This is a genomic window from Aphanizomenon sp. UHCC 0183, from assembly GCF_009712065.1.
GTDB classification, from domain to species: domain Bacteria; phylum Cyanobacteriota; class Cyanobacteriia; order Cyanobacteriales; family Nostocaceae; genus Dolichospermum; species Dolichospermum heterosporum.
The window spans coordinates 19,005-40,447 of sequence record NZ_VILC01000012.1 but is presented as its reverse complement, the minus strand read 5'-3'; the positions used below and the strand labels follow the sequence as shown (position 1 = coordinate 40,447).

At 36.3% G+C, this 21,443-nt stretch carries 10 protein-coding genes; all 10 read right to left on the bottom strand.

The features are described from left to right. Positions 1-36 precede the first annotated feature (36 nt). Positions 37-1,413, bottom strand: a complete 1,377-nt coding sequence (locus tag FJR37_RS06145; RefSeq protein ID WP_254434524.1) for an MFS transporter — start codon at positions 1,411-1,413, stop codon at positions 37-39. Positions 1,414-1,486: 73 nt separating this feature from the next. After that, positions 1,487-5,755, bottom strand: a complete 4,269-nt coding sequence (locus FJR37_RS06140; RefSeq protein ID WP_371416102.1) for an SDR family NAD(P)-dependent oxidoreductase — start codon at positions 5,753-5,755, stop codon at positions 1,487-1,489. A gap of 226 nt (positions 5,756-5,981) precedes the next feature. Beyond that, positions 5,982-6,758 (bottom strand): SDR family NAD(P)-dependent oxidoreductase, encoded by a 777-nt coding sequence (locus FJR37_RS06135; RefSeq protein WP_168465569.1) that lies wholly within the window; start codon positions 6,756-6,758, stop codon positions 5,982-5,984. 152 nt (positions 6,759-6,910) lie between these two features. Continuing rightward, positions 6,911-11,749, bottom strand: a complete 4,839-nt coding sequence (locus tag FJR37_RS06130; RefSeq protein WP_168465568.1) for a non-ribosomal peptide synthetase — start codon at positions 11,747-11,749, stop codon at positions 6,911-6,913. A 58-nt stretch (positions 11,750-11,807) separates the two neighbouring features. Further along, entirely contained in the window at positions 11,808-15,092 is a 3,285-nt protein-coding gene (locus FJR37_RS06125; RefSeq protein WP_168465567.1) for a non-ribosomal peptide synthetase, read from the bottom strand. A 54-nt stretch (positions 15,093-15,146) separates the two neighbouring features. Beyond that, positions 15,147-15,947: an SDR family oxidoreductase gene (locus FJR37_RS06120; RefSeq protein WP_168465566.1), complete on the bottom strand. Its 801-nt coding sequence runs from the start codon at positions 15,945-15,947 to the stop codon at positions 15,147-15,149. A gap of 24 nt (positions 15,948-15,971) precedes the next feature. Next, positions 15,972-16,607 (bottom strand): cupin domain-containing protein, encoded by a 636-nt coding sequence (locus FJR37_RS06115; protein ID WP_168465565.1) that lies wholly within the window; start codon positions 16,605-16,607, stop codon positions 15,972-15,974. After that, complete coding sequence (locus FJR37_RS06110; protein ID WP_168465564.1) at positions 16,600-17,217, bottom strand: LysR family transcriptional regulator; 618 nt, start codon at positions 17,215-17,217, stop codon at positions 16,600-16,602. Before FJR37_RS06110 ends, FJR37_RS06115 begins: the two co-directional genes overlap by 8 nt. A 534-nt stretch (positions 17,218-17,751) precedes the next feature. Continuing rightward, positions 17,752-20,403: a DNA gyrase subunit A gene (gene gyrA, locus FJR37_RS06105; protein ID WP_168465563.1), complete on the bottom strand. Its 2,652-nt coding sequence runs from the start codon at positions 20,401-20,403 to the stop codon at positions 17,752-17,754. A gap of 362 nt (positions 20,404-20,765) precedes the next feature. Then, entirely contained in the window at positions 20,766-21,428 is a 663-nt protein-coding gene (locus FJR37_RS06100; protein WP_039202452.1) for a glycosyltransferase family A protein, read from the bottom strand. Between the last annotated feature and the right edge of the window lie 15 nt (positions 21,429-21,443).

Genomic DNA, 21,443 nt, shown 5'->3' with positions numbered 1-21,443 from the left:
ATCAAGATAAAGAAGGATAAATCCCTCACTAATAAGTTAGTTGGAAGATACAGAAGTAACTGGTTCAGGAAAGGTTGTTACTGTTTGATTTGTATCTAAAATGATATCTATATCTGGTAATTCTTCTTCTACTGATCTTAACCGTGGAGAAAGATAAGCCAAGCAGGTAGAGATCATGGTGAGAATTCCTAATAGGATTAATAGAAGACTCATTCCCCGACCAGGACCAACACCAATAATTTGTCCAATGGTATTAGTTAAGAAATTGTCACCAGACATTAAAGGTTCAAAAACTTTTTCTGCTAAAGGACCAACAATGATGTAACCTAAAGGGTAAAGAGAAAATTCTATAGCATCTTTCATGGCAAATACTCGACCCTGAACATTGATATTTACTTTTCTTTGAAAGATTGCTTGCATAGGACTGGAAGCAAAGGTGGAAATGACAAAATATAGGCAAATCGAGACGGTAAACAGAATCAAAGAGGAAGTTAAGCCAGAGATAAATACAAGTATGCCACCAATAAAAGTAGACAGACAAATAATATCTATACTGCGCTCGAAATTTCCCCAAATACTAACTAATAAACCCCCGATTAGCATACCAGAACCAAAAATAGAAAGGACAGTTCCTAAGACATTAACAGAAGCATAAGTTAATACTAAAGGGGTGGTAATGACGTGAATTCCCCCAACAGTAAATATGGATAAAGCTGATAAAAACATTAATCCTAATAAACCAGGTCTTTGTGTTAAATATTTCCAACCATAAGTTATATCTTCTAAAAATGAAATTGGTGGAACTGATTCACTAGAGGTTTTAATTTCTGGAAATCGCAAAAACATTAAAGGAACAATGGCAAAAAATAAGGTAATAAAATCAATAACTATAATGCCTTGTAAGTGAATCCATCCTAATAATAAACCCCCTAAAGGTGGTGCAATAATGCGGGCTGCACCATGTAAAGCATTCATCATTCCATTAGCACGATTTAGGTGTTTTTGTGGTACTATCATGCTATTGGTTGTCATATAAGCAGGATGTAGAAAGGCTAAACAAGCAGAACTGAAAGTATTAGCTAAATAAATATGCCATACTTCTAGTTTACCAGATATAAATAAAGCAGCGATCGCTAATGTTCCCAAACTTCCGCACATATCACTAATAATCATTGTCCACCGCTTATCCCAACGGTCTATAAATGTACCAGCTATAGGTGAAATTAACAAAAACGGTAAGGTATTAAATAAGGTGATTAAGGCAAATTGTGTGACTGAACCCGTACGTTCATATACCCAAACATCCAACGCAAAGGCGGTAATACTAGAACCGATAAAGGTGATGACTTGTCCTAACCAGATAATTAAAAACAGGCGCATTTCCCGGATTGTGGTTATTGCTGTGGTAAACATAGTGTATAAGTGGTAACTTGGCAATATTTTTATTATACAATACATAGATGAATTTTTTATTACTCTGTCGAAGTTATAAACAAACTTCTTCGTATTCTTCTGATGTATTAATAGTATCATTTGCATACGTTACCGCCCAATTCAGTATATCAAGTTTATGGGCTAAAGTGGCTACAGTAGGAGACGCAAATAAACTTTGCAGAGATAACTCAATAGCAAAAGTATCACGCAACCGAGAAATTACCTGGCCAGCTAAAAGAGAATTACCCCCTAATTCAAAAAAGTTGTCCTCCACACTCAAAAGAGAAATGTTTAAAACTTGTTGCCAAATTTGAGCAATTTTCTGTTCTACTTCGTTGCGGTGTTCTATATAATCGCTTGTTTCCTGACGAATATACTGCCGTATTAATTTGTCTTTGTCAATTGCACCATTTGTAGTCAGGGGCATTTCTAAAAGTTGTACTAATTTACAAGTGCAACTAGTACCAAAACTGTCGTTTATTTGCCAGTTATGTAATTTTATATCGGTCGAATTAGTAGTAAAATAAGCGGTTAATGTTTGTAAATTTTCAGATGTTATTAACCAACGACGAATATTAAGACTATTACCATCTAAACCGACAAATAACTGTGTTTGATTATGGTGCAAACTAGCAAACATAGAAGCGATAGCTTGAGAACAAGACATAGCAGAGAACCCCTTGGTATTCATGAGATTTTGAATCTCATAACCCTGACTCATACCTGTATCATTCCACATACTCCAAGCAAAACAATAACTATTTAATGTACTGTGAAATTGTTGATATTGGGAAAAACGATCAATAAAACTATTGGCCGCAGCATAACCACCTACAGCAGTGCTACCAAAAAAGCCATATAAAGAAGAAAAATTGATAAAAAAGCTGTTGCTATGATTTTTAATCAATTGGTGTAATGTCCAAGTTCCTAACATCTTAGGAGTTAACATAGCTAATAATTTTTCTGGGCTTTCTTCTAATACTAATTGTTCATAAAATATCCCAGCTAAATGAATAATACCATCCAAATTTTTACCCCAATTTGCTTCAGATTTGGCAACTATTGACTGCAATTGTTTTAAATCGCAAATATCAGCAGCTTCATAGGTAATTTCTCCCCCAAGCTGCTCTAGTTCTTGATAAGCTTGTAGACGTTGGTAAATAGGATCTGTTTTTTGTAAATGCAAATCCCAGGTACTTTTCTCTGGTAAGGCAGTTCTACCAATTAATAATAGTCGAGCTTGGTAATTCTTCAACAAATATTTAGCAATTTCTACTCCTATACCTCCCAGTCCTCCACTCAATAAATAAGTTCCACCTCGCTGAAAAGGAATTGGCTGTTTAGGTTCATTGAGCAATTCTACTTTTTGCAAGCGAGTCACAAAACGTCCCCCATTTCTATAGCCAACTTCCCGTTCTTTACTAGATATTTGTAGTTCTTGAAGAAGATAATCACCATTTTTTTCAACTTCCTCAAAAGTTAAATCAATGTGACGACAATTTAACCAGGGTAGTTCTTGAGGAATGGTTTTTAACAGTCCCAAAACTGGAGACTTTTCATAAGCTATTAAGTCAGTTGATAAGATAGATTGAACGTAACTAGAAACAAATAGCAACTTAATTTGATGTTGAGAACTCTGAACTTTACCTAAGGCTTGAACCAGGAATAATAAACTATATATGCCTGGTATTTGCGCTTGTTTAATAGCCTCTAAACTCGTGACTTCCCCAGTATATTTTTCATAAGTCCATAGGTGGATAATTTGCCCAAGGATAATCTTATTATCTGCTAAAGACTTCAATAATAACTCATAATGTTCTGCTTTTTCGGGAGCTATTTGATAGGATAAATTATTGATTTTTAGGAAATCTTCACCAGATGAAACAGTTATGTATGGCAGATTATATTGAGATAATCTATGAGAGATATATTCTCCTAATCCAGAATTATCAGTAAAGACTAAAGTAGAATTGGTTATGTTCAGAGTATCATGGTTAATTATCGGGCTTTTTTGTTGCCAAATTTGCCGATAAAACCAATCGGGAATAGTGTGAGAATTACCAAACAAGATATCAACTTGTTTAATAATTTTTTGAAATTCACCACTATGAAACCGCTGACTTAGTTGAGAGCGTTGAATCTTACCAATGGCAGTTTTAGGAATAATTTCTTTAGCGACTGGAATTAGATAATCTGGATTAATTCCCACTTGTTTAACTACCTGGTTACGAATCTCTTTCAGGAGATTAAATAAGGCATCATCAACTTTTTCCGTATGAAAGAATATTGCTAACTTATCGGTATTGCTATCATTTAGTCGCACAGCACAAGCCGCAGTATAAGATATTTTTATCCCGTCAATTTCTTCCACAGGAGCTTCGATTTCGTGGCAATAATAATTAAGTCCATTGATAATAATTACCTCTTTTTGTCGTCCGGTAATCGTTAAAATGCCTGAACGTAGAGTTCCTAAGTCTCCAGTATTAAACCAACCATCTTCAGTGAAAGATTCCTGGTTTGCTTGGGGATTTTGATAGTAACCAGATGTGACAGATGCACCTTTTACCTGCAATTGTCCAATTGTTTCTTCCTCAACTATCTGGTTTTCAGTATTGACGATTCGCATAGCTAATCCGGGAATAGGCGCTCCCACTTCCACAAATTTTTGTTTATCTGTAGTTGAACTCAACAAGAAGCTGTGAGAATAAGTCACTCCTGAAGATGTCTCAGCCATTCCCCAAACTGGTTGCATGGCTGTGGTAGGGAGTTGATAAGATATAAGCAACTCTAAAAATCTTCGGGCTGTTTTGGGAACTATGGCTTCACCAGCATTAATCATGAATCGTATTGAAGACAAATTCCATCTAGTAACGGACTTGTTTGAAAGCTTTTCTAGTTGCCCATTGATCAGACCATAAGCGAAATTAGGGGACCATGTAATCGTAGCTCGATAGTGATCAATCCAATCTAACCATTTTGTTGGTTCTTGCAAAACTAATTCTGTCGGACTATGGATTTGCTGACAACCTATATAGACACTTTTAATATGGCACATTACTATTCCCACAACATGGTCTAGGGGAAGCCAATTCAACCAAACATCATCTGGTCTAAGACTATTAATTGCAGTAATACCAATACAAGCACTAATCAAACTGCGATGATTTTGCATAACAGCTTTAGGTGTACCGGTACTACCAGAAGTTAAAAACAAAATTGCTAAGTCTTCTGGTTGACTGTGATGAAAATTGGCATCTGGTTCACATTTGCGAAGGTTGTCAATACTTTCAAATTGAAAGTTTTCTAAATTGAAAAGTTTCGACAAATCACTAATTTTAGGAGATAAAGAAGCACTTGTTAGTACCAGGGGTTTCTCCAGCATTTGCCAAATTTTCTGGAGTTTGCTGGTAGTGTTGTTTATTTGGTTGTAGTTTGGGGAGATGGATATTGGTACTGGCACAAATCCCCCTAATATACAACCCCACAAGGCAGATATAAAATCTTGATTGTCTTCCAATTGAAAAATTATTTTATCTTGGGGTTTAAGTCCTAACTTTCTCAACCCAGTTAAAATCCTTTGGGCTTGTTGCCATAAGTCTTGATAAGATTGTATTTTTTCTGAGCCATCAGGTTGAATATAAATAATATTATTACTAATATTATTAGTTGATTTTTGAGCGGTTTTTTCTAGTAATTCTCCTAATGTTTGGGGAGCGTCTTGAGGATAGTCTAAAGGTTCTCCATGACTAATAGCTAGTTTTTTTGGTTCTAGCAATTGTTGATGTTCTCTGTTATTGCTGGATAAGGTTTTTTGTCCGTGAGTTTGATGATCTTCAGCGTTAATAACTGAAATTTCTGGTAATAAATCTGTTAAATGCAGGGCAGGAATTTTGTTAATCTGTGGTTCAACTATGACGGCAACATGATCAATTTCTCCCATTGACTCCAGTTGTTTTTCTGCATTAGCAATTAAGTGAGAATCAATCACAGCTAATTTCATTAGAGCAACTTCATCTATCTGCCCTGTAGCTGTTAAGGGAATACTAGAAACAGGAACGTAGGTTTTTGGTAATATTGGGAATAAAGATGTTGGTAAATTATTTTGTAGTTGGGATTGAATTTGTTCTGGGGATATGCGTACACTAGAAACGATGTAGGCAATTAATTGAAATTGACCATTTTCGCCTTTTTTGCTGACTACAGCACAGTCTTCAATAAGGATATTTCTTAATAAAGCTGATTCAATAACTGAGATATATTTGCTGATTTCTAGATTATTAATTGGCTGATTCATAGAGTCAATATTATTGATGTTAAACACTGCTAAAAATCTCCTGACAACTGATTTCATTACTTGCTAAAAGGGTGTTTGAAAAGTTATGATTGATGTATCAAATATTTTTGACCCCACCCTAACCCTCCCCTTGTTAATGGGAGGGAATTGGATTTTCTTGTTTCCCCCCTTCATAAGGGGAAAGGGGGGTAAAAATGTGATAAAAATACGGGATACCACTTTTAAAACATCCTCTAATAGCCTGGAGTAGCTTTTAAATGGCACTGTAACCACCATCTACCATTAAAATTGCACCTGTGACGTAAGTAGCAGCGTCGGAAGCGAGAAAAATCACCGGACCAACTAATTCTGTTGGTTCACCTCTTCGCTGCATGGGAATTTTTATTTTTAAATGTGCTTGATCTTGCTCTGGAGGTAAACGAAATTTTTCCGTGCCTTCCATAATATTATTGATATATCCGGGGGCAAAAGCATTCACACGAATCCTATCATTTGCCCATTCTACTGCAAGCGATCGCACTAACTGATTTACACCTCCTTTGGCCGCAGTATAAGCAGCACAACCAGAGATACCAATTACACCAGCTATGGAAGAATTCATAATAATTGATCCACCTGTACCTTGTGCCATCATTTGTTTAGCTGCTAATTGAGAACAATTAAAATACCCCTTTAAATCAACATTAATAATTGCATCCCATTCCTCTTCTTCTAGGGAAATAAAAGGTTTGAGAATATCAATTCCCGCATTGCAAACTAAAATATCTAAACGGTTGTAATAATTAACAGTTTGCTGAATTAAATTTTGGCAATCTTGACGTTTAGTAACATCAGTTGTTAAGGCTATAGCATCCCCTCCTGCTGCTTGAATAATTTTCGCTGTTGCTTCTGCTTCTATTTGTTTAATATCAGCAATTACTACTTTTACACCCACAGCAGCTAATCCTTGAGCAATTACTTTACCAATTCCTCTAGCAGCACCTGTAATAATAGCAACTTTACCCGTTAAATCAAAAAGATTATGTTCCATTTTTTTTTCTTCATTAATAAATTATTTTTGCTTTTAGCCTTTCCCTCTTTAGTGAGATACAAAATTACCCCTCCCCAACCCTCCCCTTACCAAGGGGAGGGTGCGCGATAGAGCGGGTGGGGTGTATTTCTTGAGCTTGGGAATTGCTATATTCATGCCAATGTAGATAATAAATCATCAAGTTCATCTTGACTCAAATCTACATCAGGAAAGTCCGAAGGAGTATAACCACCAGTTTCTAAAGAAGTACAATGTGTAATCAATGTTTTTAACTTCGATATATAATCATTAGCGAGATGAGTAATAGTTTCTCTCTGATGAAGATTTTGACTGTAGACAAAATAAATTTCTAGTTTCCCTTCTACCACCTTGCCTACCACATCTAATATATGACCACGCGCTGCTTTAGGGCTGAAAATTCGTCCTGGACTTTCTGGAGCAAATCCTAATAGAATCGGTTCTGATTGAATCTGGTCAAATTGTCCGAGATAATTAAAAGATATCTCAGCTTGGGGCAGTTTTTCTAATTGTTGGTAAATATCAATATTTTGGCACAGATAACGGAGGATACCATAACCAATACCACGATTAGGAATTTTTCGCAATTGCTCTTTAATAGTTTTTAAATTTTCCCCAAGATCAGAAGTTTTCCCTAACTGCAAAAATACAGGATAAATAGTAGTAAACCAACCGACCGTACGAGATAAAACTACATCATTAAATAGTTCTTCCCGTCCATGACCTTCTAAGTCAATCAGTAGGGAATCAGCACCAGTCCATTGAGAAAAGGTTTGCACTAAAGCAGTTAATAAAATATCATTAATTTGTGTATTATAAGCAGAAGGTACATCTTGAAGTAAAATCCGAGTTTCCTCTGTTGTTAAAGCCACAAAAATCTCTTCAGAACTCCCTTCCATATTCAAGGCTTTTTGGGCTGCTTTCACGACAGGAAAATCTAAAGGTAAAGGTTGAATATGGGCTGGAACTTGAGATAACCAGTAATTTAATTCCTGTGTGATTGCTGGGGAATTGCCATAGTTTTGTTGACGAATTGCCCAGTCTTGAAATGATGTAGTTTTGGCAGGTAATTTGATAGATTCTCCTTGTTCTAGTTGACAATAGGCTGTTACTAAATCATCTAATAATATTCTCCATGATACACCATCAACAACCAGATGTTGAATAATTAAAAGTAAACGACTGGATTTTTCTTGACCTAAATTAAATAACACCACTCGCAACATTGGACCTGTTGCCAAATTTAATGTTCCTTGTAATTCATTAGCTTTAAATTCAATCGCTGCTGACTGTTCTGTACTTGGTATATCAGAAAAATCAATTACTTCAAAAGGCACTAATTGATCATGATCACTGTTGATATTACTATTTATTTGTTGCCATTGGGAATCAACTTTAATAAATCGCATCCGTAGGACATCATGATGAATAATTAACTGTCCAATTGACTGTACTAATAATTCTGGCTGAATCTCTTCTGGTACTTGCAACATCATTGCCTGATTAAAATAGTGAGGTTCACACCAATCCTCCGCAAAAAACCATTTTTGAATCGGTGTTAGGGGAACTTCTCCTATTACTAAACCTTGTGCGGCTACAACAGCATTAGTATGACTGGCCACAGTAGCTAATTGGGCAATAGTTTGATATTGAAATAGTTGTTTTGTAGTGATTTGGACACCTTTTTGATTAGCACGGGCAATAATTTGGATACTCAGAATTGAGTCTCCACCTAACTCAAAGAAATTATCCTCAATGCCGATTTTTTCTAACCGTAAAACTTCCTGCCAAATATTAGTTAAAACTGCTTCCGTAGGAGTGCGGGGGGCAATAAATGTTTCTGATTCGTTAACTGTTGATGGAATTGGTAATTGTTTACGATCTATTTTGCCATTAGGTGTTTTAGGTAAAGCATCCAGAAATACAAAAACAGCAGGGATCATGTAATCTGGTAACTTTTGTTTGAGAAAATTCTGTAAATCAGAGCGATTTAAGGAAGGTTCATTAGTAACTATATAAGCAACTAATTGTTTAATATTTGGGTTATCTTCTCGAACTACAACTGTTGCTGCTGTAATTTGTGAATGAGCAGTAAGAACTGTCTCAATTTCTCCTAATTCTATACGGAAACCACGAATTTTTACTTGATCATCTATTCTTCCTAGATATTCTATATAACCATCAGGTAAATAGCGGACTAAATCACCAGTTTTATATAAACGAACAGATGGAGAATCACCAAAACAATGGGAAATAAATTTTGCAGATGTTAATTCTGGATTATGCAAATATCCTCTAGCTAAACCAGCACCACCAATATGTAATTCTCCAGGGATACCAATAGGAACAGGTTGTAATTTAGCATCTAAAATATATGTTTTGGCGTTAGGAATTACTCGACCTATAGACTGTTGTTCGCGCTCATCTTCCACTTGAGATACATTACAGAAAGTTGTAACTACTGTGGCTTCTGTTGGTCCATAGGTATTGATTAAAATTGGTAAACTTGGCCAAGAAGATAATTTTTCTTGTAAATAGTTTTGCCAAAGTTTTAATTTATCTGGTAGTAATCTTTCTCCACCAATATCAATTAATCTAATTGTTTCTGGTAAAATTTTATCTGTAGCTACTAACTCTGATATTAATTGTTGCCAGTAAGCTGTAGGTAAAAATAAACCCGTGATTTGCCATTGACGGCATTTTTGCAAGAATATGGAAAAGGAATTTAACATTTCTACGGTGCGTAATACTAAGGTTGCACCGGAAGCTAATGCAGAAAATATTTCTTCTAAAGCAGCATCAAAATTAATGGATGCAAACTGAAGTATTTTATCATTATCGGTAATTTTATATTCTTGAATTGCTACCTGAACGAAATTCACTAAAGACCTATGTTCAACTGCTACTCCTTTGGGTTTACCAGTTGAACCAGAAGTATAAATTACATAAGCTAAATTATCAGGTTTTACCTCACTAACTGGGTTGTCTTGACTTTGAACAGAAAACGTATTTTCTAAATGGTCTAAATAAATAATTTTAGTGCTACTATCAACTGTTAAAGATGTCAGATACTCCTTCGTTAGTATTACCTTAACTTGAGAATGATCAATCATGTAGGATAAACGTTCAAGAGGGTAATGAGGATCAAGGGGAAGATATGCAGCCCCAGCTTTAATAATTGCCAATAAACTAATAATTAGTTCAGATGATCTTTCTAAACAAATCCCTACTAAATCCTCTGGTTTTACACCCAAATTTTGTAAATAATGTGCCAGTTGATTAGCTTGAGAATTTAACTGTTTATAGGTAAATTGTTGATTTTCATAAACCAGTGCAATGTTGTCAGGATAAAGTTTAACTTGTTCTTCAAATAATTGATGAATACATTTATCCTTGGGGTAATCTCTGTCTGTTTGATTAAAGGTAATTAATATTTGCTCTTTTTCTGCTGCTGTCAACAAAGGCAATTTGTTAATATATTCATTGGGATTATTCACAATAGCTGATAATAAAGTCTGTAAATGATCTGTCATTCTGATCATTGTATCTGCCGTAAATAAATCCGTACTATATTCCCATTGACCAATAATTTCTGTCTTGGTTTCAAACATAGCTAAACTTAAATCAAAGGGAGATATTCCCCGTTCCACCATCTGGGGAGTGATGATTAAATCAGGTAACTCTATGGTATCTAAAGATATGTTTTCCAAAGCAAACATAACCTGAAAAATTGGGTTATAACTGAGAGAACGTTCTGGATTTAATACTTCCACAACCTGCTCAAAGGATACATCTTGATGATTATTAGCGGTTAAACTTGTTTGTCGTATTTGTGCTACTAATTCGGAAAACTGGCAGTTATTTTCAATTTGATTACGGATAACTATTGTATTTACAAAAAAACCAATTAATGTTTCTACTGCTACTTGTTTACGGTTAGCAATTGGACAACCGACACTAATATCATTCTGACCAGTATAACGATAAAGTAAAACTACAAAAGCTGTCAGTAAAGTATGAAAGGAAGTTACCCCTAATTTTTGACTTAAATTCCTTAATTGTTGAGTTAAATCACCATCAATTTTAAATTTATGAGTTGCACCAGCAAAACTTTGAATAGCTGGACGGGGTTTATCTGTTGGCAATTCTAATAACGGTGGTTTAGCAGCTAATTGTTGTTGCCAATATTTTAGTTGTTTTTGTAATATTTCTCCTGTAATATTTTCCTGTTGCCATACCACAAAGTCACCATATTGTATATTTAATTCTGGCAAAGATATAGGAGAACCACTAGCAAAACTCTGATAAAGATGACATAATTCCTTAATAAAAATACCCATTGACCAACCATCAACAATGATGTGGTGGATAATAATTAGGAGAATGTACTCATCTGCACCTGTACGCAATAGTTTAAATCGCCATAAATCACCGTTTTCTAAGTTAAAAGATTGACGAACTTCGCGGGTAATGTAAGATGATATTTCTGTTTCTAAATAAGTTTGTAAATCTATAATTGGCAGGTGAAAAGTAAAATGAGAATTGATTTTTTGATAAGGATTCCCGTCAATAGCAGGAAAAGCAGTTCTTAAACTTTCATGACGACGAATAATTTCTCGAATACTTTGTTCTAAAACCGTGATCTTTAGCTGACCTTTAATTTTCAATTGTAAAGATTCATTATAAGCCGTATTATCTTGATCTAATTGATGTATAAACCACATTGAGCTTTGGTTATAAGACAGGGGTAACATACCCGTTCTATCTACAGAAGCTATGGGTACAAAAACATCTTGAGTGGAAGTTTTAGCCTCTTGGAGAACAGCAATAATTTCCGGTTTGCGTTGCACTATTTCCGCTTTTAAAGATGGTGTAATTACTCCTTTGGGAGCTTTAATTTTCAGTTCTTCTCCTTCCAGAGACATTGTGATCTCTAAACTTCTTAACTGCGATAAAAAATTAATTGTATTCATGGTATTTTCTCCTAGTATTCTTTCTTGGTATTTTGATAGAATTGATGTATTTTTGAACCTACTGCTGTGCTAACATTGCCTGTACTTGTGCTGGGGAAAGTTGGGCAATTTCTTGAATAGTCTTAGCAATCTCATTGATAATGTCCTCTCCACCAGCTAATTCTCCTAGCGCAGTAGCTAATTCTTTGACACTGGGAGAAGTAAACAAATGACGAATAGTAATGTCCAATTCTAATGTTTGACGAATTTTCCCAATTAATTGTATGGCTTTGAGTGAATGTCCTCCTAATTGGAAAAAGTTATCATCAATTCCTACTTGTTTAACTCCTAATACTTCAGCCCAAATTTCTGCTAGTATTTCTTGAATTGGGGTTTGTGGTGCAGTATAGATTTGATTTAATTCTGGTCGCTCATTCGTGGGAATTGGTAAAACTTTACGTTTAACTTTACCATTAGGATTCAAGGGGAAAGAATCCATTTGCACAAATACAGAAGGAATCATATAATCTGGTAATTGAGCAGCCAGATATTTTCTCAGTTCAGAAGCATTAACAGTTTCATTAATTACCGGGATAAAGTAAGCGACGAGAAATTTTTCCTTAGCATTTTCCCCATGAGTAGTTGTTACTGCTTGACTAATGCGAGGATACTTGCTTAAAATTGCTTCGACTTCACATAAATCAATTTGATAACCGCGAATTTTGACGAGATCATCTATTCTTCCTAAAAACTCAATATTACCATCTGGTAAATATTTTGCTATATCTCCAGTTTTATACAGACGATGATAAGGTGATTCATCAAAAGGATTAGGAATGAATTTCTCTTTTGTTAATTCTGGACGCTGAAAATATTCTCGTGCTAAACCATAACCACTAACATATATTTCTCCCACAATTCCCACTGGTACAGGTTGGAAATGTTTGTCTAAAATATAAACTTTGACATTGACAGCCGCTTTACCAATGGGTGCATAAACAGGCCATTGTTCTGGATTTTCGCTAAAGGCATAAGTTGTCACTAAATCTGCCTCTGTTGGTCCGTATAAGTTATATAAACGGCAATTTTTCAGTTGTTTAAATAAATCAATCATTGGTTGAGTGATTTGTAATTGCTCACCCGCAGCACAGATTTCTCGTAAATTGCTAAATAGTTCTATTTGTTGTCCGTAAAATTCTGCTAGTTGCTGTAATAGACTAACGGGAAGAATCACTTTTTGAATGGGATTATTTGCCAATAATTCCATTAATTTTTCTAAATCTAACCGGGTATTTTCGGGAATCAGATAAAGAGTTCCACCAGTACCCCAAGCAGCAACAATTTCGTGGTAACTAACATCAAAACTCAAAGGTGCAAATTGTAAAACGCCGACACCAGAAGCCATTTTCACTAAGTGATGTGCTATTAAGTTGGTCAGAGAATAATGGGGAACAGAAATTCCTTTAGGTTTACCTGTAGAACCGGAACTGTAAACTATATAAGCTAGGTTTTCAGATGTAATTTGAGTGATTGGGTTGGTTTTCTCCTCTAAATTAATTTGTATCCATTCCTGATCTAAAATTAACCGATGATGAGGGAAATCACATTGAAGTAAGGCTTGTAAATTGGTTTGCGTGATCAGCACAGGTACTTGAGTATCTGCTAAAATTAACCCCAATCTTTCTGGAGAATAATTAGAATCTAGAGGTACACAAACACCACCAGCTTTAAGAATTGCTAAAATAGCGATCGCTACTTCTAAACCTCTCTCTAAACACAACCCTACAGGTATATCTGCACCCACTCCTAATTTTTGCAAATAGTGAGCTAATTGATTAGCGCGGTTATTTAATTCCCGATAAGTTAATTTTTGATCAGCAAAAACCAAAGCTACAGCATCAGGTGTTGTTTCTGACCATTTTGTCACTAATTCGTGGATATTTTCTGGGAGCAGATTTTCCGCTGCTGTTTGATTACTATCTACCAAAAGAAATTTTTGTTCCTGGGGAGTTAATAGAGGTAATCTCCCTGGTAGACTTTGAGGATTAGCCACAATTCCTAGTAACAGAGTCTGCAAATGACCTGCCATTCTCTCAATTGTCCCATGATCAAAGCGATCGCCAGCATAAATTAAATTTAATTTTAATTCTTTCTCTGGTGTCACTATCAAAGTTAGGGGATAATCAGCGTGTCCAGTATTTTTAGTCTTGGTTATTTGTAAATCATGATCTGCTTTCCCAAGCTCTTGACCCAGGGGTAAATTATTAAAGACTACAAAACTCTCAAATAAAGATTGACCTCGTGGTATATCACTCCAACCTTGAATTTCCACCAATGGAGTATGGCCATATTCTTCTCGTTCAATTTGCTCTTGTTGCAACTGTTTTAACCAAGGTAAAATTCCCATATCTTCAGGAATTTTCACCCGCACAGGTAAAGTATTCACAAACAACCCAACCATTGATTCTACACCAGATAAAGCCGGAGGACGACCAGAAATGGTAGCACCAAAAACTACATCAGCTTCACCACTATAACGACTTAAAAGTATTCCCCAAGCTGCTTGTATCAGTGTAAATAATGTTAAATAATTTTCTTGAGCTAGGTTTTTTAAACTAGCCGTCTCTTCTGCTGAAAAGGAAAAATACTTATGATTATATTCTCGACTAATATCTTTTTTGCGGTGAAGATTATCAACTTGTAAAGGTGTAGTTGCAGTAAAACCTTGCAAATTTTTACGCCAATAAATTTCCGCTTGTTTAATATCTTGCTGTTGTAACCAACCAATATAATCTCGATAAGGACGGGTAGGTAATAAATATAAAGTTTCTCCTTTATTTATAGCTGTATAAAACTGCCAAACCTCTTCCATGATCACTGACAAACTCCAGCCATCAGCTAAAATGTGATGGGAACTCCACATTAATTCATAACTCTTATTTCCCATAGAAATCAGAGTAAATCGCGTCAAAGGAGCTTTATCCAGGGCAAAATATTCATCCTGATCAGATTGACAAAAAGTATCTAATTGCTCTTGTTGTACATCTGATGATAGAGAACTCCAATCTAAATTAACCCAAGGAACATTAACTTGTTTCTGGACTATCTGTAAAGGTTGTTTGGGGTTTTTCCACACAAACACAGTCCGTAAAGCCGGATGACGTTCTACTACTTTACACCAAGCTTTTTCAAGGGACAATATATCTAAATTACCCTGCAAACTAATTTGAACTTGCGCTAAATAAGCCTTTGATTCTGGGTTATAAAGACTATGAAATAACATCCCCTGCTGCATTGATGATAAGGGATAAATAGCTTCAATGTTTTTATTGGTTTTATTACCAGAATTTTGCATAGTTACCATTTTTATTAATCTCCACAAATACAAATCAATCTACAAACTTAATCACTGAATTACTTAAAAGGCTGAAACAGATAATCCCCCGTCTATAGGAATCGTTATTCCAGTGATATAACTAGAACATTCTGAGGCTAAAAAGACTACTAAATTAGCTACTTCATCAGACAAACCTAAACGACCAGCAGGAATTTTACCAGCAATTCGAGATTTAATTACATCAACTGTTGTATCTTCTTCCTGGGCTGCAATCTCTAAATACTGGCGATGTCTGGGTGTGTCAATTAAACCAGGATTAACTGTAGTAATCAAAACATTAAATTTCGCTGTTTGGGTAGAAACAGATTTAGTAAAATTCATCAAAGCTGCATTAGCCACACCTGATTTAATTAACCTTGGTGAAGGTTCTTTTCCTGATGTACCCACAATATTAATAATCCTACCCCATTTGTGATTTTTCATCCCTGGTAATACTAAATTGGTCATCCGAATATAACCCATTAATTTGGCTTCAAATACTAGCCGCCAGTCATCATCTGATAATGTTTCTACTGCGTCACTAGCAAATGATGGTCCTTCAGAATTATTAATTAAAATATCAATTTTTCCGAATTTATCTAAAGCAGTATTTACTAAATTCTCAGAATCATCAGCTTTCTGAACATTAGCGGATAAAGCAAGTATTTCTAAATTTTCTTTTTCTCGAATTAGTAGCTTTTCGATCTGTTGAACTTTCTCTAAATTGCGTCCACAAATAATTAATTTACATCCTTCCTCTGCTAATGTTTGGGCAATTGCAAGACCAATTCCAGCACTAGATCCTGTAACTAAAGCCACTTTTCCTGTTAATCCTAAATCCATGGAAAATATACCTCTATTAATAATTTAAGAATGATGTGGCAACACAATTTTTATTAATGTCACTGTTTCTGATGCTGAATTATAACCTGAATGAATTACATCAGCAGGAGCATAATAAATTTCCCCTCTTTTTATCTCCTGTTGTTCTCCACCTATATTGATCATCATTTTCCCATCAATAATCACCCCTATTTCCTCACTATCAGATTGTTGGTTGGAGGTTTTTTCTCCTGGAGGAATTTGGGTAATAATGGTTGTAAACCAAGAGCCGACGGCGATATAGCTGGGGAAATTTGTAATTTGATCTAAAGTTGGTTTTAGGTCTATAAAAACTGCTTCATTTGTTGATAAATGAGTCAGCCGTTTTACATCAAAACAGAATATGGATTCATCTGAATAATTTACTGAACCATGGGGAACTTCAGATCCAGCACTATAAACTTGTTGTAATGGGTTTAAAAATTCTTTCTTGCCATTCACATTCATCTCTAAATTGCCAGAAATTACCATCCCCATTTGACTTTCAGAATGTTGATGTAGTGGAAAACAAGCTCCAGGGGCAATGCAGGCAAATTGAAAAACAATATCCTGACATTGAAAAGCCGCTATATCTATATTACTAACTTTGATATTTTGATATGAGGGAAAAAATTTAGACATAAGCTACAGCAGGCTTTTTGTAAAAAACTGACCAACTCATAGGTATTGTTCCATAAATTGAAACAAATTCCAAATCATAATATTGTCGTGCTTTTTCATTAGTAATGGCTAAATCTGCTAAACCTTGATGTACTTGTTTAGCTGCCACACTGGTAGAGTTGACTAATTCTACTGTCATTTCTTGAGGACTATACTGTAGCGGTAGAAGTTCCGATAACAAAGGTAATGGTGCAGGATGGGTAACAATCTTACTACCTATGACTTTAAATTCTTGATCTTTTCTTTTGGCTAATCCGTAGACAGGAGTTGGACAGACAAATATAAAGCCTAAATCAAATTTAGGCTGCATATAAAATTCGTTAATTCTTTCGTATGCGTGGGGTACTAAAGCTAAATCTACTTGCTCATTTTTTAACGCTTGCTGTAGATCTATAAAACTATCAAATAACTTCACTAAAACATTAATTTCCTTAATTTTCTCTTGCTCAATTTGACTGATTAGATATTTTAGTGCTGCTTCACTGCTAGTGCCGCTAGGTCCTAATGTCCCTAAAGTTAAAGTCTTGGATATAGGGACAGAGTATTTAAATTCAATTTGAAACTTGAACATAAATTATTGCTGAACTGAGTTAAATGTGTGTACTTGGACGATGGATTAAAACCTAAACTAAATTTATTGCATCGCATTTTAAGAGGTTGTTTGAAAACTTTTTCGTGTGGGATCTGACACCCGCAGATCCCCCTAAATCCCCCTTAAAAAGGGGGACTTTGAGGAATTTAGCCCCCCTTTGTAAGGGGGGTTGGGGGGATCTCGATTAATTCTGATACTTTTCAAACATCCTCTAACAATAAAAACCCTTTACAGCGATTTTTATGTCCTTTAAGCTACAAGTTTACATAAACTAGAGCATACGTATTGTTTAATTAAATTTTAAGTGTTACTTTAGTTTTTGGCTTGTGAACATATTTTATCTACTCACACATAAAGTAATATTACTAACTGCCCCTATTTGTCAAGCAAATATTAAAAAAAATTTTGGCGATCGCTCTATACGTATAGATATAAAATTCACGCAATATTTTATACAAAAAATAGATCCCCGACTTCTCTAAGAAGTCGGGGATCTTGTTAATTGTTAATTGTCTATTCTGCTTCTTCTAGTTCTCCATTATCACCCGTGTCAGGGGGAACAATAGCAACTCCGGTAATGGCATCATCTTCGTCTAGACGCTGCACTTTAACTCCAGTAGCTGATCTTGATTGAATAGAAATGGCATTGACGGCTTGACGAATAATGATACCACGATTGGTGGCCATCATGATTTCGTCATCGCTGTTAACAATTCTTAAGGTGGCTAGTTTGTCTTTGGTTTTGCGGTTTTTGAACTTGGTAGCCATTAAACCTTGTCCAGCACGGTTTTGCAGTCGGAATTGGGAAACGGGAACGCGCTTACCATAACCGCCCATGGTAATGACTAATACCCAGGGTCCAATACTGTTGGTGTTGGTGACTTCTACGATTTCTTCACTATTTTCGATTTCGGCAATTTCTGCGGTTTCTACAATTTCTAGAATTTCTGCGGTTTCTTCGCTATTTTCGATTTCTACAGTTTCTTCGATTTCTGCTTCTGTACCTGTGTCCAAGGTGTCGAGAATGGCTGCCGGCAGGATATCCATACCGATGAGTTCATCTTTATCCTTGAGTTTCATGGATTTTACACCACGAGTCGCTCTCCCCAGAGGACGCAGTTGATCATGGGTGCAGCGGAAGTGAATAGCCATACCTTGACGTGAGCCGATAATTATGCTGTCTTCAACTCTGGCTCTTCTGACCCAGCGCAGTTGGTCGCCTTCTTCTAAGGATATGGCAATTAATCCGTTGGCGCGAATATGGCTAAATGCTTCTAGGACGGTTTTTTTGATGTTACCGCCTTTGGTGAGCATGACGAGATATTCTTCGCTGCTAAATTCGTCTACGGGGACAATGGAGGTAATTTTTTCTTCTTTGGGAATGGGCAACATTTGCACAATGGGTGTGCCGCGACTGGTGCGCGAACTCACGGGAATTTGATATGCTCTCAGGCAGTAGACGACTCCGCGATCGCTAAAGAATAAAATACTATCATGGTCGCAGCAGGTGAGGAAATGCTCGATGGTATCATCATCTTTGACTTTCGCACCGGCTTTGCCTCTGGTAGCACGGCTTTGGGATTCAAAGGTGTTGACGGGCATCCGTTTGATGTAACCTTGTTCGGTGACAAGAATAATTGCTTTTTCGTTGGCAATTAAGTCAATATCATCTATGTCTCCTTCCCCATGAGTAATTACTGTCCTCCGGGGTGTGGCAAAGCTAGTTTTGATTTGGCTGATTTCCGTTTCGATGATTTCTAGCACCCGTTCCCGTCTGGCTAAAATATCCTCTAAATCGCTAATTTTAAGTTGTAAATCGTCGTGTTCCAGGCGAATTTTATCAGCTTCTAAGGCTGTTAATCGGCGGAGTTGCATTTGCAAAATTGCGTCTGCTTGCACTTCCGACAGTCCGTAAGTGGTGATTAATTCCCCTTTGGCTGTGGGTGCGTCCGGTGCATGACGAATTAAAACAATAATTGCATCTAATCGTGATAGGGCAATTAATAAACCTTGCAATAGGTGATCTCGTTCCTGTGCCTTCCTTAGTTCATAGCGAGTCCGGCGTTCAATGGAGAGAATGCGGAAATCTAAGAAAACGCTGAGGAAACGTTTGAGGTTCAGGGTTTGGGGTTCACTGTTGACTAGTGCCAACATATTTGCCCCAAAATTGGCTTGAAGGGGGGTTTGTTTATAAAGGTTATTTAAAACGACGCGGGGGTAGGCATCTCGTTTTAATTCTATAACGATTCTCATGCCGTCGCGATCGCTCTCGTCCCGGATATCGGAAATACCATCAATGCGTTTATCATTCACCAATTCGGCAATTTTTTCGATTAATGCCGCTTTATTGGTTTGGTAAGGCAATTCGGTAATAATAATTGCTTCCCGTTCTGGACGGTTGCGTTGGGTCAGGGTTTCAATATTGGCAACACCCCGCATGGTAATTGAACCGCGTCCAGTGGTGTAAGCTTCTTTGATGCCACTGACTCCCAATATCTGCGCTCCGGTGGGGAAATCGGGGCCGTGAATATACTGCATTAACTGCATATCAGTTATTTCGGGATTGTGAATTAGTGCTACTAACCCATCAATCAATTCTCCCAAATTGTGCGGAGGAATATTTGTCGCCATTCCCACAGCAATTCCCGAAGAACCATTAAGCAGGAGTTGGGGAATGCGAGAGGGTAAAACTGTGGGTTCTTGTTGCGAACCATCGAAGTTATCGGCAAAATCTACGGTTTCAGCTTCAATATCCTGGAGGAGAGCAACACTGGTTAAGGCGTGCAGACGACATTCTGTGTACCGCATTGCTGCCGGCGGATCATTGTCCACTGAACCAAAGTTACCATGTCCACTGATGAGAGGCGATCGCATGGAAAAATCCTGCGCCATCCGCACCAGGGCATCATACACTGCCGTGTCACCATGAGGGTGATATTTACCTAATACTTCCCCCACCACACGGGCGCATTTCCTGAAAGGGCGATCATGTAGTAAACCCAGTTCGTGCATGGCATAGAGGATGCGACGATGCACAGGTTTGAGTCCATCCCTAGCATCTGGTAGCGCCCGACCTACAATGACGCTCATGGCGTATTCTAGATAAGACCGCGACATTTCACCTCGCAAATCCGTCGGGATAATCCTCTCCTGTGAGGTTGTCATAAACTCCAAAACTCCAAAAAAATGTAGATTTTAGGCTTCAACTTGACAAAAGACAAAATTATGTCAAATTAACTTTGAATAGTTGTCATATTTTGCTATAATTCTAACATATTCTCACCCAATTCACACAAATACTATCCAATCTTCAAAAAGAGTCAATTTACAACTTACATAAACAGGCTAGATAATTGCCAACAATCTCCCAATTTAATTGATTAATTGCATCTAAAAATAACTTTCTTTAATGAAAATATTTTATAGATGCAGTTTAAAAAATCAACTCAAAACTCCAACTAGAAATAGTGGCAAATCCTGCTATTTGTTTTGTTAATTTACTTCCAATAGTTAGATATTAGATTATGTTAATTAGCAGCAGACATTTTATCTAAGAAAATCTTAGTCGTACTATCTTCTACCCTCGTATAAATATAGGTTTCTGGCTCTTTAATTTTCTGAGTTTTGAAGATTTTTTCGGCACGTTCCCACAAATCTGCATCCTCGCCATAGGGAATATTATTAAATCCCTTTAATTCAAAAAACATCGGTCTTTTTCCAAAAAATGTAGCACCGACAACGCATTCTCTAATATTAATTGTTTGATCAGGTTGAAAATAATCAGGAACAGAAAATTCCTCCTCAATTTCACATCCACCTTCAATCAAATCAATCTCTGGATTAGCTTGCATAAATTCCAGCCGCGATTCTAGATGATGGGGTTTATAGGTATCGTCACTGTCAATAAACGTGATATAGTTACCAAAAGATGCTTGAATACCCGCATTTCTGGCGTAAGCGGCTTTCCGATTTTGATGTTTAAGATAACGAACATGGTTAAATTTTTGTAAGTAACCATTGACAATTTCAAAAGTATGATCTTGGCTACCATCATCAACTACAATTAATTCAAAATCCTGAAAAGTTTGTTGAAGTACACTATTTATGCAATCTTTTAAATATTTTGCTCGATTGTAGGTACATAAAATAATCGAGATTGTCGGCTTAGGGTCAAAATTTATACTAGGCATTTTTTTGAGGTTGAA